Below are 14,841 nucleotides of genomic sequence, written 5' to 3'. Positions count from 1 at the left end.
AAAGTTGCCGGAGTTACCCATTCCCCCTATACTTTTGACCACAGTGGCGGCGTTGAAACACACGTACCGCGCTAATTCCGGCGGCCGGATCACTTCTTGTGGTTTGGCCGCTGAGCTTTTCAAAGGAAAGTACATGCTTATCGCCTACCTCGATGAGTTCGGACACCAAGGCCCCTACATTCGTCACGACCATCGCAAATACAACACTCACCCGTGTTTTGGCTATGCCGGTTTCCTCTTGCCAGCAGACGATGTCAGACGTATGGGCGGATACTTCAAATACGTAAAAGAAAAGCTGCTTGCCTGGGAAATTGAACACTCCGACATTCCCGCCGATCGGTGGGAAAAGAAAGGTTCGGCTCTCCTGACGACTGCGAACATCAGTCAGTACAGTGATGAGATTTTTCCAGCTCTCAGTCGCATCTACCGCAAACTTGGAGAGCTCAATGGCCAAATATTCTTCTACGGTCAGCAGAAACCCATTGGGCCGGTAAGCGAGACAAAAGAAACCTCTCAAGATCGTGAAAACCACTGTCTCATCCAAGCTATTAATCGGCTTGGAAAACTAGCCTCCGATAAAGGAGAGCGTCTCATGGTCATAATGGATGCCACCGACACAGACAACCGGGAGCGTGCCGTAGCCACACTCGCAGCCACGATCTATTCGCGGAATAACAAAGAGAATCGCAGCGTAATCGAAGTCCCCCTCCAAACTGAAAGCCACCTATATAACACTGTCCAAATGGCGGACTGGACATGCGCGCTTCTAGGGAGACTTACCGATTACCACTTTGCGGAGAGTTCCGAATTCTCCTGGGCAGTCGACTTGGGACGTGATGTGTTCAGGCTATCCGAGCCCACATTAAACTCCATCATTTGGTCAAACCTTGCCTCTAAGGATTCTAAGTGTTTTCCTGAACAACTCATCAACACCACTCGATTCTGGGAAATCGAACAACGCAGAGAGTCCCAACGCGAACGCAGGGACCTCAAAAACAGGGGAATGTTCCAGCGCCTCATTTCAGCAGGAACACCCGAATTGCATGCAAAACTAGAGCAAATCCGGAGCGAAGCAGAAAAACAAACGCCTTACCAGCCGGAAGCCACGTGAATTAAGGCCTAGGGATGCGAGCCAGCTTCTCGGTGTCTACAGTTGTTCGGTTGACGATGAGACCTCGAGGGGACTCAGAACCCGCTCCTGCCTCACGCAAACGAAAAATCCCGCGGCCACCTGGGAAGGAGGTGACCGCGGGATTTCCGCTGTTTTATTAACCGCCGAATCAGTTGAAACGGAGAATCTGATTCCGCTTGGAAGTGGGCTACCAACTCCGCTTCCATGAGTTAGCTTAGCCTAACCTGACCGCCTAGCAACAGGGGGTAAGGCAACCCTACCCCCGTCCGCTAGTCAGCCACGAAGAAGCGCTGGTAGTTCACAAACTCGTCCATACCCACTGGGCCAAGCTCGCGGCCTAGGCCGGAGTTCTTCACGCCACCAAACGGCAGCTCAGCGCCGCGGGCCTGCGGGATGTTCACGTGGATCATGCCGGTATCAATCTTGGCGGCAACCTTCTTCGCACGCTCCTCATCCTGCGACATCACGGCGCCACCCAGGCCGTAGTTGGAGTCGTTCGCCACCTCGATGGCCTCCTCTTCAGAAGACACCTTGTACACGGCAGCGACGGGGCCGAAGAACTCCTCGTAGTAGATGTCTGAGCCCACCGGGATATCCGTGATCACGGCTGGGGCGAAGTAAGCGCCCTCGCCGTCGATGGTGCCGCCAACGTGCAGGTTTGCGCCGGCGTCGACGGCCTTGCCCACCTGCTCAACTAGCGTCTCGGCTGCGTCGCGAGACGAAAGCGGGTAGCACTCACGCTTCCCCGCCGCACCTGGGTTCAGCGGGTCACCCTTGACATACTCGCCGGCCAAACGCACCAGCTCTGCCACGAAGTCGTCGTAGATGTCGTCCATGACAATCATGCGCTTGTTGGAGGTGCAGGCCTGGCCAACGTTGGAGATGCGCTTCTTCCACGCCGTCAGCGCGGCCTCGGCCGGGTCAGCTGCGTCTAGCACCACGTATGCGTCCGTGCCGCCGAGCTCCAACACGCACTTCTTCAAGTGCTCGCCAGCCTGCGCGCCGATGATGCGCCCGGCGCGCTCAGAACCGGTCAGCGACACGCCTGCGATGTGCTTGCTTGCAATCAGGTCCGCCACCTGGTCGTGGTTTGCGTACACGTTGGTAAACACGCCCTTGGGCAGGCCGGCTTCTTCCAAGATGTCCTGGATGATCTGGCCGGAGCGCGGGCAGATCTCGGCGTGCTTCACAATCACCACGTTGCCGGCCATGATCGCCGGTGCCGCAAAGCGCGCTACCTGGTAGTACGGGAAGTTCCACGGCATGATGCCCAGGATCACGCCCAGCGGCACCTTGCGCATGACGGCGGTGCCGCCCTTGTCGGTGGGAATCTCCTGGTCCGCACCGAACTCGGCACCGTGGTCGGCGTAGTAGTTGAAGATCTCTACAACGTCATTGATCTCGCCGTCGCCTTCCTTGACGGACTTGCCCATCTCCGTTGCGATGATCTTCGCCAGCTCACCCCTGCGCTCATCAAACAGCGACGCCGCCTTCTTCAACAGCGGTGCCCGATCCTCGTAGGACAGCTCACGCCACTGCTTGAAAGCGCTAACGGCAGTGTCCACCACTTCTTCTAACTCGGCGTCCGTGATGTAGCCGAAGGTCTCCTCAACCTTGTTGTTTGCGGGATTTTGTACTCGATATGCTTTAGACATACGCCCAAGCGTACGTGCGCTGCGTCACTCTCGCTACGAAGTTCCCACGCTCGGCCAACGCCTCCACGCCCGCCGCAAAGGCCTCGATTTCCTCGGCAGTTCCCACGATTCGCTCGCGGCAGGAGTAGGTCCCGTCGGGCGCGCGCCGCCAGCGCGTGAACCACACCTCGCCAGGTTCCCCTTCAGGCAAAAGGAGCATTTGCTTCTCGACGCCCCAACGCTCCCCCCTCCCCATCCCCTCCACCTCAAACACGTATTCCAGTACTGGACTATCCGTCTCCGGCCGCAATGAGCGAGTTTCGCGAGTGGCCGTCTCGAAGGGTGCAAACAAAGTGGTTGTCATGGCTGGGGACCTTTCATACTTCTATGCGCGCCAACGAACCAGTTTCCGGTACGCATTTCCACACCGGTTGCGGTGCGTGCTTTTAGCGCGAGACGAGAGGTTCGTCTTCCCCAACGGCCTCTACAAGCGTGTTGCTTCTCGCTGGAAATATTGCGTCACTTACGTCCCGCCAGCAACCCTCAACCACCACTTGACGCCCCCGTTTACTCAACCTCAACTTCACCTAGAGACCGTGGGCATCTCCCTCTTAGAGGCACTTTTTAAACTTTATTCCCAACAGTACGTTTATTGTTCTATTATCTTTTCATTACCTATAGGAGGGCCAGTTTGTCGGCAAGGGTGGAAACAGCGACTGAGAGAAATGACTCGGCGGCGAAGCAAATACGCAACGATTTTCTAGGAGTATCGTTTCTGACCTTTGTGTGCATATTCGCAACCCTTTTAGTAAGCGGATCGCTTACCCTTTTTGTTTACCGAAATCGTATTGGAGCTCTGTGTAATGACCTCGGGACCAATAATCCCATCTCCCTTGGGGCACTGCTTACGGGGCTGATTGCGGTTGTTGCGCTGTACTACGCAATCGAGATTGATCGTTTCGAACGATTCAGAAAGGCCGAGGGAGAGTTCATTCAGCTCCTTTCCACGCTTGCCGTTCTTATCGGCGGATTGACTAACCTTATTTGGGAGTACCTCAGAGTCCTAGGGGCGAAACTCTCACCAGAATGCAGCAGCCACTCAACTGCTCAATCCGATATTTCCCCCAATCTAGAGGAAATGCAGTTGCGACTGCTGTTTTCCACGCTGCTCACCCCAAACATCATCCTGCTCACCCTAGTAACAGTTATTGTCATAAGTCTTGCCGCTGCCGCTCGAAGCAGCCTGGCATTCACGCTACGGCAACGGGATCGCAAACTTGTTTTTCTCTCGTCCCAACTGGACTGGACACGCGAGGTCATCGCGACGTACAAACAGGCCGAGGTTGCCGAGACGCTGGACCATTTCCGATATGCCCGATGCAGGCTACTTCCCCCAAGAGTGCTGGAGTGGATCGGCCTAATTGTCACCACGATCATCACCTATTGCCTGACAGTGGCTATTGTGTTGCGTTTGGTGGAATTTGCTAGCAACAAGACCCCAAATTACCTTTTCGGATATTGGCTTTTTCTGCCTGGTTCTGAGAATAAGCCAGTTCTCCTCTTGGTCGTCTTTGCTGCGTTTTTTGGCTTCAGCGAGGCCGCGATGTTTTATTGCAAGCGTCGCATTGTTTCTCTTGAATCCTCTCCAAAAAGTGGGGATTATCGAATAGTTTACGTCTTTCTCGTCATCTACGCTCTAGCATTTCTCCTAGTAATAGCGTTCTTGGGCCTGATCCCGCTGACAGTTGCATTCAATGCGATATACCTTCGCCTTCTCGTGCACGATCTACAAGTCAAAGATTTGAAGGCGAAGCTGACAATAAAAAAGGAACCGGAAATGCAGGAAACCAAAAATACCGCACAGGCTTCCCCAGAGCCTGAAGGTGCTTCCTCGGAAGGACCCCGACACAAGGGCCGCCTCTCTTTGAAGGAACTACTCCTCGGGCTCGGATTGTTCATCCTTGTGTACGTCCTGAAACTCATAAGCCAGAAGAACAAACCGACACCAGCGAAGGAAGCAGAAGTGGAAAAACCACAGAATGACGAGCAGCCTTCCTCCGCCGAGCCTCAAACGAAGAAGAAAACTTTCAAAGAGAAGTTGAAGTCTCTCTTTAGGGGCTTCGACTTCGGAAGCCGCATTTTGTTCCGGGATACGCTGCAAAGAGTCGAGAAAATGCAACGGACTCTCGAAAGAGATCTTGAAGATCTCAAACAAGACATCGAAGCAAACAAAGCAGGCTAGGCATGCTAGGCACGCACAGCTAGAGCATCCGCACCATCAGCACGCCGGCGAAGATAATCGCAAGGCCGACAAGTCGTACGCCGTCCATGGGCACCCGGCGCGCGCCGAAGGCGCCGACGGATTCCATCAACTGACCGCTGGCGATCGTACCCGCGTTGAAAGCGATGACCGTGGTCGCAGTACCCAGGATCGGAGTCAGGCCAGCGCCGCCGATGACAAAGATCGCGCCAACAACACCACCGAGCCACATCCACCACGGCGCGGGTTTCAGTGGCGTGACAAGTTGACGCGGGCTGGTACACAACACGGCAATCAGGAGGATGACCGCGCCCACCAGCAGGTTGATCTCGCTGGCAAACAGGGGCGAGCCCGCAAGTGTGCCTACGTAGCCGTTGATGGCGGCCTGCATCGCGCTGCCCACGCCGATGGCTACGCCGAGAAGTCGGTAAAGCCACACGCTGGCGCCAAGATCCGGGTCTTCGCTAATGGCGGCGGGCACGGTGCCGCGTCGCAACGGAAGCACACGCAACACCACGGCAATGCCCAGCAGCACAACCAGCGCGCCACCCAACCGCCACACAGACACGTCCACCTGGCGGCCACGGAAGAGCCCGAAGTGGTCGATGGCCAGGCCCATGATCACCTGGCCCAAAATCGGCAGCACCACGGTTTGGACTGCGCCAAGTTTGGGAAACAGCAAAATGTTGCCAATGACAAACGTGGCCCCGAAGAGGCCGGAGAGGTAGGCCCACGGTGGGGGCGTCGATAAGAAATGGGGCACAACGTGACCCTGCAGGATCAGCGTGGCCAGTGCGGCGAGGGTGAGTGCCACCGTAAACGAGATCAGCGCGGAGACAATCGGCCGGTTGTTCACGGCCAGGCGAAGCCGCGCGTTCGCCGCAGTCTGGACGGGGATGAGCGCGCCGACCAGCAGCGCGAGAAACAGGTAAAGCATTTGGCGCTAGGCTACGCCAAAAATCTTATCCATCCATACATCGAGGAACGAATGCCGCGGCAGGTAGTCCTGCAGACGAGGCTTTTTGAGGAACTTGTCAGCGTACGACTCAAAATCCTGCTCCATCAAACGAACGTTCTCGTTGAACTCATTAACCGGTGTCACAGATGACATAGGGGTTGCAGGGGTCATTTTGTATCCTCTCCTTCCTCAGTTTCAGTCGGTGGCTCTGATTCTAGCTGTCCGCCACGCTTCGGGACGAACAACGGCACACTTTTTGTAACGGAAGGATCCGCAACCATTACAAGGAGCAGCAAAGTGGACAAGTAAGCAAGACTTTTGCGATCACGCTCAAGGTCTAGTGACCCAGGATCCACAGCGTCAATTGCAAAGAAACCATAGAGCTCGCCTGTTTTTGAAATGATTCCGCGACTCATGTAGCACCCATATGGCTCATCACCTGCGGTGTCTGCGCAGTAAATAATGTCGCCGTCACGTAGTCTTTTCCAAGTCTCTGAATTCTCATCAAAGATTCTTTGGGACGATACTTCGCGGCGATGAATCCCCATCCCGTGTGGCATCGCAGTAAAGAAATAGCGCCCATCCGAGTCTTGATCAACCACGAACACTTGTGCTCGAACCTGAACCGGGAACAGAATTCTGCATAGTCCCATGATCGGGTCCCACGCCACACCAATTCTCGAAGAAGGTTGCGCCTCACCTTGATTTTCAAAAGCCGAAGCCAAACTCGACAAAATGAACTGGCTGTTCTCCCGAACCTGTAGCTCTACGTCCAGCTGTTGTTTTGCATCAGCTTCTTTAATAAGACGCGCGCGTGATGAAAGGCGATTTACAAAAACCAACAACAATACCGCTATCACCGCGAGAAGAATCCCCCACGGCAACGACGGAAGCACAGAAAACGCCGGAGATACAGCAAATGCGAGGGCTAAAGCAAAGCTAAGTGAGACACCGCCACTAGTATTGACCAGCGCAATGGTGACTGGGCTACTAAAGAGAGCGAGCAGCCGAGACGGTTTAGATGGTCTAGTCACGCAGCAAGCTTACCTTTCACTAAGCGTTATCGTAGCCGAATCCTAGCTACTGCAGTTCGCGCCAGATCGCGGTGTTGGTTTCCTGCCAGAGGGGTTTCGCCCAGTTTCCAAAGTCACGATCCGTCAGCGCCACCATGGCGTAGCCATCCGCCACCCACAGGTAGGTGCCGCTCATGCCGAAGTGGCCGAAGGTGGTGGGCGGCATGCCGTCGCCAGTCCAGTGCGGGGCCTTCTCCCCCTTCAGCTCAAACCCGAGGCCCCACGGGCACGGCTTCTGCATGCCGTAGCCCGGCACCACGCCGCGCAGGTCACCGAACTGGTTGGTGGTTGCCTCACTCAGGGTTTCCGGGCTGAGTAGTTGCGGGTTCAGCAGTTCTTGGGCGAACAGGGCCAGGCTGCTTACCGACGCCACCGCCCCATGCCCAGCACTGCCCCCCAACACCGCATCCGTCATCCCCAACGGCGCAAAGACCCCTTCGCGCAGATACTCAGGAAACGGGATGCCGGTGGTTTCCTCCAGGTAGTCTGCGAGGATCTCGAAGCCGGCGGAGGAGTAAATGCGGCGCTCACCAACCGGCTTCTGCGGCTCACGCGTGTCAAAGCCGACCCCGGAAGTATGCGCAAGCAGGTGGCGGACGGTGGAGCCTTCCGGACCACAAGGGCTGTCTAAGAGGAATGCCTCTTCCTCCACGGCCATCAGGAATCCGTACGCCGCGAGAAGTTTGGTCACGCTGGCCAGTGGGTAGGTGCGGTCTTGGTCACCGAGGGTCTCCACGTGGCCGTTAGCATGCACAAGCGCTGCAGAAACGTTGTCTACCGGCCAGTTTCCAAGAAGTTTATTCAGCATTGTTGCCTCCTCGCCTCGCATCCTGCCAACGACGCACCAACCACCACGTAGCCAACACAAACGCACCCGCGAGCAGGCCGGGCCAGATCGCGGGGTTCGGGGAAAACAGGTTGATCACTGCCTGGATCAGCGCGAGCAGCGCGAAGAACCCGACGAACCCGATCAGTGTTTGCCACATGAGGTCACGACGTTGATTCACGCAGGTAAGTGTACTGATGGGGTCTACTGGATCCTGAGTAGCAATCAGTTGGCGTTTTTCTGCGCTTGCATAATCGCATCAAACAAGCTCGGCATGGCAGTCGATGGGTTAGGGCCGACACTTCCAGGCGAAACTAGTGCCGCTTTCTTCGCTCGCTCACATGCATTCAAAAAATTCTCAATTGGAAACTCGGTGGAGATGTTCTTGCCTTCCACGAACCCAAGCTCCGTGGCTTGAGGGGTCAGCTTCTCCGCAGCGCTGCTCGGTGATGCTTTGTCATGATACCAGATCAACCAAACTTCGAATTTATGGTTACTTACGATCAAACTGATGCCTTCATCAGCAGCGAGCGAAATCGCCTGTTGCAAAACAGTCGGTGATTTCCCAACATCACGGCCGTCAACATCAACCACAGCGAAGCATCGCGTGAATTCTGGTACATCCCGTTTGCTTTTACGTGAGCGTGCTGCTTCCTCATCTCGCTTCTCCACGCATTTTTTGACCACATGAAGCGGATCTGACTTCCAGTTACCTCCGCGGGCGTTTCCCTTGTCGGTTCTGGGCATTGAAACCAGCTGCACCCCATAACGCTGCTCAACGATGGGGCGCAGCCGTTCAAAGTATTGAGGTTCCGTCAGCACACCCTCAGTAACAATCAGGAATTTCGTTTTCCGTTCAACTCGGGTGCGGCTTTTCTTCGGTCGATATCCACGCGCCGGATATTTGCGCTTAGGAGCCATCAGCTGCCTCCGGCCCTTCGCCCACAGCCTCAAGTACCAACCCTCGAATCAGCGCGGGTGACACCCGAGGAAGCGCACCATACCTGCCATCCAGATAACGACGCTCGTAATTCGCGTCCTTCCGATTTTCAAAACCAGATAACGGGAACACCTCGGATGCACCGCTCTGCAGCTTCTCTACAAACCAAAACGCGTCCGTATCCAAACCCAACGCACGCATATGCTCCAGGAGGTTCGTGTCGTGGGAAGAGAAAATGAGCTGAGCACCGTTTACGTTGATAGTTTCATCAGTAAAGGCCGTTACCACCAGCTCTAGCAGCTGGACATGCAAGCTCGAATCAAGTTCATCCGCAATGACCACGTGGCCATTCCTCAGGGCATCAACGATGATCGGGGCAACCGATAACCAGGTCAAAGTGCCATCTGACTGTGCTGCCATTTTCAGCGTGTGATTCGAGCTGTCACCCCGGTGAGTGAACATGAGCTGGTAAGCGATTGCCTTTAGCTCGGCGTCAGAAATATCAATGTACGCGCCAGGCTCGTGAGCCATGTGGAAGCCTTTCAGGCTTCCCTTTTCATCCTTACTCACGTCTTCCAGTCTTTGAGTAAGAATCTTTGCCAACTCGGCCAAGGATGGCGACAGATTCTCCTCATCAATGCTTACATCAACGATCCCTGTGTCAGCGGCCTGCATCATCTGCGTGACTTCAGAAAGCTTCACTTGCCCTTTACGCATCGCACGCGCTAGTTGGCTCAAGCGCTGATCTTTCTGACTATCACCGAGCGGAAGATAATTCACTCCGTCCAAGAGAGCCGATACCGATTCATAAATCAGACCGAGTTTGCCCCTTAGCGCGTGGGAAACAGCAAGTTCGCGTACGTCTGCACGCTCTATCTCACGCTGGAGAGTTCTAGACACTGCAGAAGAGTTCCACTCCCATTCAACTTCCGGCTGCGCAATCCGGTTAAACACAGAGGTCCAGCGAACCGAGGGGACATAGGACATCCACTCTTCAACAACCCCTGAGCGGCCAAATGTAAAGCCGTAAAGGTATCGCCTGCCTTTTGCAACGAAGTCGAACTCAAAAAAGCTCGGCTCACCTTGAGAATCCTGATCCAAGGAAAACGGGGTTGGGATAGTGGAATCGTATTCGTAATGATCCACATCCAGCCAAGCCGTAGCCGAAAGCTTCATTGCCCGAAACGCGAACACCATGGCTTCAAGGAGGTTACTTTTGCCAGACGCGTTGGCTCCGAGCAGGACAGAGACCGGCACTGGCCTCGGCTGCTTGGAGTCCAAGGGCCCATCGGCAAATTCGAGTGTCTGAATCTCCCGGACACTCTTGAAGTTGCCGACACTGAAACTTAGCAAGTTAACGGACACGCCTTAACCATAATGGGATATTGAACGATTTACGCGATAAGCCCAACTTAAACTCCGAATCCCCCGCACTTTAAGGTCAGAGCTGCGGAGCAACGCAAGCACCCGCAGATGCGATGCACCCCCGCCAACCCCAAAACGAAAAACCCCGGTCCTTGCGGGACCGGGGTGCTTGCTCCTCCAACTGGGCTCGAACCAGTGACCCTTCGATTAACAGTCGAATGCTCTGCCAACTGAGCTATGGAGGAATATTTTGTTTTGTTGCTCTCAAGCAACGAGTCATAAGAGTAGCGCCGTATTTACAAAACGCAAAATCGCGAGGTCATTGGCGCTAATTGGCGTTATTATAGAAGCATGAAGAAACCATTGTTAGCACTCACCGCAGCCGCAGCACTGACGCTTACACCCGTAACCGTCACCCCGGCGGTGGCCGATACGCCGCCGGCGGATACCGAAAACGGTGCCGGTACGGGTACCGGCACCGGCACCGAGACCGACAACTCTTCTAGCGGTTCCTCGGACTCTGACCTGAGCGCAGGTGAGATCGCCGGCATTACCATCGGCGTCCTCGCTCTTGTTAGTGCAGGCGTGGCCTTCGCGCTACAAACAGGCCTGATCAACATCCCTGGCCTGGATATGTCCAAGTGGCCAAAGATTAACGTCCCGGGTATTACGCCTCGTCCGCAAGCTTCCGCGACGCCTGGCGACTGCTCCCCTGCCACTTTCGACGCCATCGTCCCCGGCTGGCCAAACTTCACCGGCACGACGGTGAGCTACTGCGACGGCCAGTGGGCCAAGGCCGGCGCCAACCAGACGGACTGGAACGAGTCCTTCCACAAGGTCAATGGCCAATGGACGCGTATCGAGCCTGCCGGCGACGTCAACGGTTTCAAGTGCTACGACGTTGCAGACCTGCAGCGCAAGGGCGCACCGCGCGCATTTACGGACCAGGTACTCAGCTGCCGGTAGTTCGACGCCACGGCCTGAGCACAAATGAAAGCGGGCCTGAAGGTGAAAACCAACAGACCCGCTTTCGATCTCCGACTCAAAGAGCCTTTTCGATTGCTCACACTACAAGATCTACCCGACTGTGTGAATCACGTCGGCTCCGGTAATCTGAGCACTAACCGTTCAGCCCGCCTCACAAGAGTGCGGGCTGGATTTCTTTACCTGCCCTAAAGATCTAAGATTTACCTAAAATAAAGCAGCACGTGAGTCTTAGAATTTCCCATGACAGAAGAAGTTGTGAGTAAGAGCGTCTACGAGGTTGGGCGACCCGCAACATTCTTTTGGCGTGAGGAAACACACGGCAAACATATCGAATCCGCCGCGGTAAAAATCATCGCCAGGTTAGGCGAGAGATACGACTTGAACCAGTTTTTGATCGATAACCTGACAACAGAAATTGAGCAACGGCTTAAACGAGCAGAACGGGGGAAGCTGCGGCCCATCCTGGAGGTAAGGAAAATCGTGGGCCAGGGTGCTGGTAAAATTTTCGAGATTAAGTGGGATAATCTCACGGTCTCTCACAAAGACCCCGTAACCGGCCTGTACGAGCAGGAATTGGTGTTCGTTCGTCTTTACTATTACCAATCCAAAAACGCGCTCAGCCACATTAATCTATGGGGTGTGGGGCTCTGGGTCCACGAAAAAGAGATCGTCCCGGGCAATGATGAGGAGACTAGACGGCTGCAAAACAAAGAAATTTCCAAAGCCGCCGAATACCATTCAAATCACTTTGAACAGCGGTGGAACGTTTCTGAACTGCAACATGATCAGCAAGAAAATGGAGGTCTGAAATGGCAAATGGCGTAAGGGTTTCACCCAACAAGTCCTTTAAAACGCACTCTGACGATCTCTACTCCAAGTTCGCGGACCTCATGGACTCGCTCCAAGAACTTGCGAGGGAGAAAGGGCTTTCGGCTTCTGACATTGCTGAGATCATGCATGCCAGCACGGCCCAGATTGAAGAATTTGAGCATTACGATTCCGATCCCACGTTGCGGATGGTGAGGCTCTACGCGCTAGCTATCGGCGCAGACATCAGTTTCACGGTTTCAGACAGGGATGCAAAAAGCGGCATCTCTCAAGACGCCAAAACGTCTTACTCAACGAAAACGGTCTCCAGGAAAAAATTTCGCAAGGACAAGGTCCTCTTGGTGACGAAATCGGAAACTAGTAGGCAATGGCAAACGAGGACAACATGAACGCAAAATTTGCTCTTGATGATGTTCAGGTCAACGAACTCTACGCGAAGCGAAAGTCTGTCGACCAGGGAGATACCGAAGAGAGTGACCTGACAAGTGCCAGTGATAGTTCCGCAAGCCCCGTTGAGGTGACAGCGGAACAGGAAGCACAGCTTCAGACACTTATCCCTGGCCCTCATACTGACTTGCCAGCCGACTTGGCCATAGCAGCACTAAAAATTCGCTTAGACTTCCCATTTGGTGAGCTTTTCGCAGAAGTAGAAGGAAAATATACTTTCGCCGGGGAAAGTGGAGAGCTAGTTACTGAAAAAGAGTTTTTAGAGTTCCTCAATGCAGAAGGTCTCGTGGAGCTGACCGCCTATGTGCGAGCTTCCTTCACTGATTTGGCTGCACGAGTCTTTCGTGGCGTCGTGGTGTTACCGAGTTTTAAGGAGTTGGGGCTGAGTTTCTCCACCGACGATAAAGTCGATCACGTAGACAACGGAAACCAATAAAAGCAATGCTCGCACCAAGAACTCAGTGTGCTTCGGTCAAACGAAAAGCTTCTATCCTTTTGCGCATTGCACACCGTTCAGTACCGAGTCAGACTAGATAGACAGTCACCTCATTGCAGCGCGCCTGATCCCTATCACGGGTCCTTCTCACAACCAACCCCGTCACCATCGCGTGTTGCGACCGGCTATTTGGTAGCAGTGTCGTGACTATCTGGTAGCACTTCAGTGAGTATCTGGTAGCAGCTCAGGGGGCTCGGGGTGATACTTCCGGTAGCCGCACCACTCGGGTGCGGCGTGTGACTGGAAGGAGTCCGCTGATGACGGATTACCGTGCGGTGATGACGCTGCTGATTAGGAAGCGTTCTTACCGCCAGATTGAAGACCAGCTCGGGTGCTCGCACCGCGCGATTTCCCGAGCGAACCAAGCGCTGCGAAGCCTTGGCCTGACCACTGCCCAGCAGGTCGCGGCGTTGACCGATGACGAGTTGGCCGAGATATTCGTTGACAAACGCACCAGCGGGCAAGGCGAATTCGTCCCGATTGACTTTGACGCGGTCGTCAAAGCACGCACAGGGCGTACGAAGCAAACACTGCAAGTATTGTGGGCTCGCTACACCACCACCCCAGCCCAGCCGGGTCAGCGTCACTACAGCTACGACCGGTTCCGCCAGCTAGTTGCCTCCCATGTCGATGCTGCCGGGCTTAGCGCGCGGATCACCCATGCACCAGGGCATACGATGCAGGTGGATTGGGCAGGAACCAAGATGCGCCTGTACGACCCTGCGGGCACGCCGGGTGCGAAAGTCAATATTTTCGTCGCTTCGCTGCCGTATTCAGGGATGTTGTTTGCGTGTGCGTGTGTTGACCAGCGTCAACAGTCCTGGCTTGATGCCCATCGTCAAGCGTTTGACTACTTCGGTGGAGTCTGTCAGGTTGTTGTCCCCGATAACGCGTCAACAGCATCAAACGCGATTAGTACTGCCGATAGGAATCGGAAGGTCAACGACACCTACCAGCAGTTCTTGGAGCACTACAACACAGCAGCACTTCCCACACGCGCGCGCCGACCGAAGGATAAAGCAAATGTGGAAGCTGCGGTAAAGATCGTCACCCACAAAGTCATCCACACCCTTGAAGGCCACCAGTGCGTTGACGTAGACGAGCTCAACGAAAAGATTGTGGACTTAGTCGACGCGATCAACACCTCCGTGCCGTTTCGCAGCCAGCAGTCAAGCCGCAGGGATCTCTTTGAACAACACGAACAGCATCTGCTTGCTGATCTGCCGCAAACCCCGTGGCAGCACACCGAGTGGAAGCGTGCGAAAGTAGCCCCAGATTTCCATATCACGGTTGCAACCGTGCGCTACTCCGTTCCGCATCAGCTTGTTGGCCGCACTGTCGATGTACGCATCACAGGCCAAGTCTTGACCGTCTTTGATCAAGGCACGACCGTGGCAACGCATCGGGTTTCGCATAAGCGTGGGGCCTATGTCACTGACTATGAGCACATTCCATCGACAATGGACTCCACTCGTGGGCTGTGGACAAGCGACTACTTTTATCGCGAAGCCAGCAAAACCGGCCCGGCAACACGCAAGGTCATCGAAGAACTCATCGCGGCAAAAGCCATCCCGGCCCAGGCGTACCAGTCCTGTAGAAACGTGCTGTCGATGGGCAAACACGGCAACAAACCAATCCTGGAAGAGGCATGCCAGCGCTTAATGGCCAACGACGGCAGCCGACGTGCAGTGTCATATACCGCAGTCAAAAACATGATGGCCGCCATACGCAAAGAACACGCCACCCGGCCCCGCGGGTTAGACCAGGCCCCGCGCAGCACCACAACCAACCAGCCCACCGCCCCTGCAGTCACCGACCGGGATACCACCGGCGCGTTTCTCGGCGGTGCAGACCAGTTCAGCATCGAAAACCTCACCAAGAAAGGACACTAAGCC

At 55.0% G+C, this 14,841-nt stretch carries 16 protein-coding genes and 1 tRNA gene; 7 read left to right on the top strand and 10 right to left on the bottom strand.

Features of this window, described 5'->3' with window-relative positions:
- The first annotated feature begins 43 nt into the window (after positions 1 to 43).
- Entirely contained in the window at positions 44 to 1,111 is a 1,068-nt protein-coding gene (locus AK829_RS01075; protein WP_052203493.1) for a DUF3800 domain-containing protein, read from the top strand.
- 290 nt (positions 1,112 to 1,401) lie between these two features.
- Here AK829_RS01075 and AK829_RS01070 read toward each other — a convergent pair whose 3' ends face one another.
- On the bottom strand, positions 1,402 to 2,787 hold the full coding sequence (locus AK829_RS01070) for an NAD-dependent succinate-semialdehyde dehydrogenase (RefSeq protein ID WP_052203491.1): 1,386 nt from the start codon (positions 2,785 to 2,787) through the stop codon (positions 1,402 to 1,404).
- Positions 2,780 to 3,130 carry a hypothetical protein gene (locus AK829_RS01065; RefSeq protein ID WP_052203490.1) on the bottom strand — a complete coding sequence of 117 codons (351 nt, stop codon included), beginning with the start codon at positions 3,128 to 3,130 and terminating at the stop codon, positions 2,780 to 2,782. The genes AK829_RS01070 and AK829_RS01065 overlap by 8 nt, the downstream gene beginning before the upstream one ends.
- Positions 3,131 to 3,418: 288 nt before the next feature.
- Here AK829_RS01065 and AK829_RS01060 point away from each other — a divergent pair, with 288 nt between their 5' ends.
- Positions 3,419 to 5,008 (top strand): hypothetical protein, encoded by a 1,590-nt coding sequence (locus AK829_RS01060; protein ID WP_232305759.1) that lies wholly within the window; start codon positions 3,419 to 3,421, stop codon positions 5,006 to 5,008.
- A gap of 19 nt (positions 5,009 to 5,027) precedes the next feature.
- On the opposite strand, the gene AK829_RS01055 is transcribed toward AK829_RS01060, so the two are convergent.
- The 8 genes from AK829_RS01055 to AK829_RS01020 form a co-directional block, all read right to left on the bottom strand.
- Positions 5,028 to 5,963, bottom strand: coding sequence for a DMT family transporter (locus AK829_RS01055; RefSeq protein ID WP_052203487.1), 936 nt, complete (start codon positions 5,961 to 5,963; stop codon positions 5,028 to 5,030).
- Between the two features lie 6 nt (positions 5,964 to 5,969).
- A complete protein-coding gene (locus tag AK829_RS01050; RefSeq protein ID WP_052203486.1) occupies positions 5,970 to 6,155 on the bottom strand; it encodes a hypothetical protein in 186 nt (61 codons plus the stop codon).
- Entirely contained in the window at positions 6,152 to 7,018 is an 867-nt protein-coding gene (locus tag AK829_RS12385; protein WP_157045268.1) for a hypothetical protein, read from the bottom strand. The genes AK829_RS01050 and AK829_RS12385 overlap by 4 nt, the downstream gene beginning before the upstream one ends.
- Before the next feature lie 46 nt (positions 7,019 to 7,064).
- Positions 7,065 to 7,865: a serine hydrolase domain-containing protein gene (locus AK829_RS01040; protein WP_052203484.1), complete on the bottom strand. Its 801-nt coding sequence runs from the start codon at positions 7,863 to 7,865 to the stop codon at positions 7,065 to 7,067.
- Positions 7,855 to 8,064 carry a hypothetical protein gene (locus AK829_RS01035; RefSeq protein WP_371327067.1) on the bottom strand — a complete coding sequence of 70 codons (210 nt, stop codon included), beginning with the start codon at positions 8,062 to 8,064 and terminating at the stop codon, positions 7,855 to 7,857. Before AK829_RS01035 ends, AK829_RS01040 begins: the two co-directional genes overlap by 11 nt.
- Before the next feature lie 44 nt (positions 8,065 to 8,108).
- Positions 8,109 to 8,804, bottom strand: a complete 696-nt coding sequence (locus tag AK829_RS12090) for an RloB family protein (protein WP_083439698.1) — start codon at positions 8,802 to 8,804, stop codon at positions 8,109 to 8,111.
- A complete protein-coding gene (locus AK829_RS01025; protein ID WP_083439697.1) occupies positions 8,794 to 10,188 on the bottom strand; it encodes an AAA family ATPase in 1,395 nt (464 codons plus the stop codon). The genes AK829_RS12090 and AK829_RS01025 overlap by 11 nt, the downstream gene beginning before the upstream one ends.
- Before the next feature lie 172 nt (positions 10,189 to 10,360).
- Positions 10,361 to 10,433 (bottom strand) — tRNA-Asn (locus tag AK829_RS01020).
- A 106-nt stretch (positions 10,434 to 10,539) separates the two neighbouring features.
- Here AK829_RS01020 and AK829_RS01015 point away from each other — a divergent pair.
- The 5 genes from AK829_RS01015 (at position 10,540) to istA (ending at position 14,838) form a co-directional block, all read left to right on the top strand.
- The gene (locus AK829_RS01015) at positions 10,540 to 11,154 is read left to right on the top strand and encodes a hypothetical protein (protein WP_157045267.1); all 615 of its coding nucleotides are present in this window, start codon (positions 10,540 to 10,542) and stop codon (positions 11,152 to 11,154) included.
- A gap of 261 nt (positions 11,155 to 11,415) precedes the next feature.
- Entirely contained in the window at positions 11,416 to 12,000 is a 585-nt protein-coding gene (locus AK829_RS01010; RefSeq protein ID WP_052203479.1) for a hypothetical protein, read from the top strand.
- Positions 11,985 to 12,392: a helix-turn-helix domain-containing protein gene (locus tag AK829_RS01005; RefSeq protein WP_052203478.1), complete on the top strand. Its 408-nt coding sequence runs from the start codon at positions 11,985 to 11,987 to the stop codon at positions 12,390 to 12,392. The genes AK829_RS01010 and AK829_RS01005 overlap by 16 nt, the downstream gene beginning before the upstream one ends.
- Positions 12,371 to 12,886 carry a hypothetical protein gene (locus AK829_RS01000; protein WP_052203477.1) on the top strand — a complete coding sequence of 172 codons (516 nt, stop codon included), beginning with the start codon at positions 12,371 to 12,373 and terminating at the stop codon, positions 12,884 to 12,886. The genes AK829_RS01005 and AK829_RS01000 overlap by 22 nt, the downstream gene beginning before the upstream one ends.
- Before the next feature lie 317 nt (positions 12,887 to 13,203).
- A complete protein-coding gene (gene istA / locus AK829_RS00995) occupies positions 13,204 to 14,838 on the top strand; it encodes an IS21 family transposase (protein WP_052203475.1) in 1,635 nt (544 codons plus the stop codon).
- The last annotated feature ends 3 nt before the right edge of the window (positions 14,839 to 14,841 follow it).

The organism is Corynebacterium riegelii, assembly GCF_001263755.1.
In the GTDB taxonomy this organism is placed as follows: Bacteria; Actinomycetota; Actinomycetes; order Mycobacteriales; family Mycobacteriaceae; genus Corynebacterium; species Corynebacterium riegelii.
Note: the sequence above shows the minus strand (reverse complement) of the source record. Positions and strands in the feature narration are given on the sequence as shown.

Coding starts and splice junctions, on each gene's coding strand:
- AK829_RS01070 (WP_052203491.1), bottom strand. CDS start 2,787: ATGTCTAAAGCATATCGAGTACAAAATCCCGCAAACAACAAGGTTGAG.
- AK829_RS01065 (WP_052203490.1), bottom strand. CDS start 3,130: ATGACAACCACTTTGTTTGCACCCTTCGAGACGGCCACTCGCGAAACT.
- AK829_RS01055 (WP_052203487.1), bottom strand. CDS start 5,963: ATGCTTTACCTGTTTCTCGCGCTGCTGGTCGGCGCGCTCATCCCCGTC.
- AK829_RS01050 (WP_052203486.1), bottom strand. CDS start 6,155: ATGACCCCTGCAACCCCTATGTCATCTGTGACACCGGTTAATGAGTTC.
- AK829_RS01040 (WP_052203484.1), bottom strand. CDS start 7,865: ATGCTGAATAAACTTCTTGGAAACTGGCCGGTAGACAACGTTTCTGCA.
- AK829_RS12090 (WP_083439698.1), bottom strand. CDS start 8,804: ATGGCTCCTAAGCGCAAATATCCGGCGCGTGGATATCGACCGAAGAAA.
- AK829_RS01015 (WP_157045267.1), top strand. CDS start 10,540: ATGAAGAAACCATTGTTAGCACTCACCGCAGCCGCAGCACTGACGCTT.
- AK829_RS01010 (WP_052203479.1), top strand. CDS start 11,416: ATGACAGAAGAAGTTGTGAGTAAGAGCGTCTACGAGGTTGGGCGACCC.
- AK829_RS01005 (WP_052203478.1), top strand. CDS start 11,985: ATGGCAAATGGCGTAAGGGTTTCACCCAACAAGTCCTTTAAAACGCAC.
- AK829_RS01000 (WP_052203477.1), top strand. CDS start 12,371: ATGGCAAACGAGGACAACATGAACGCAAAATTTGCTCTTGATGATGTT.
- istA (WP_052203475.1), top strand. CDS start 13,204: ATGACGGATTACCGTGCGGTGATGACGCTGCTGATTAGGAAGCGTTCT.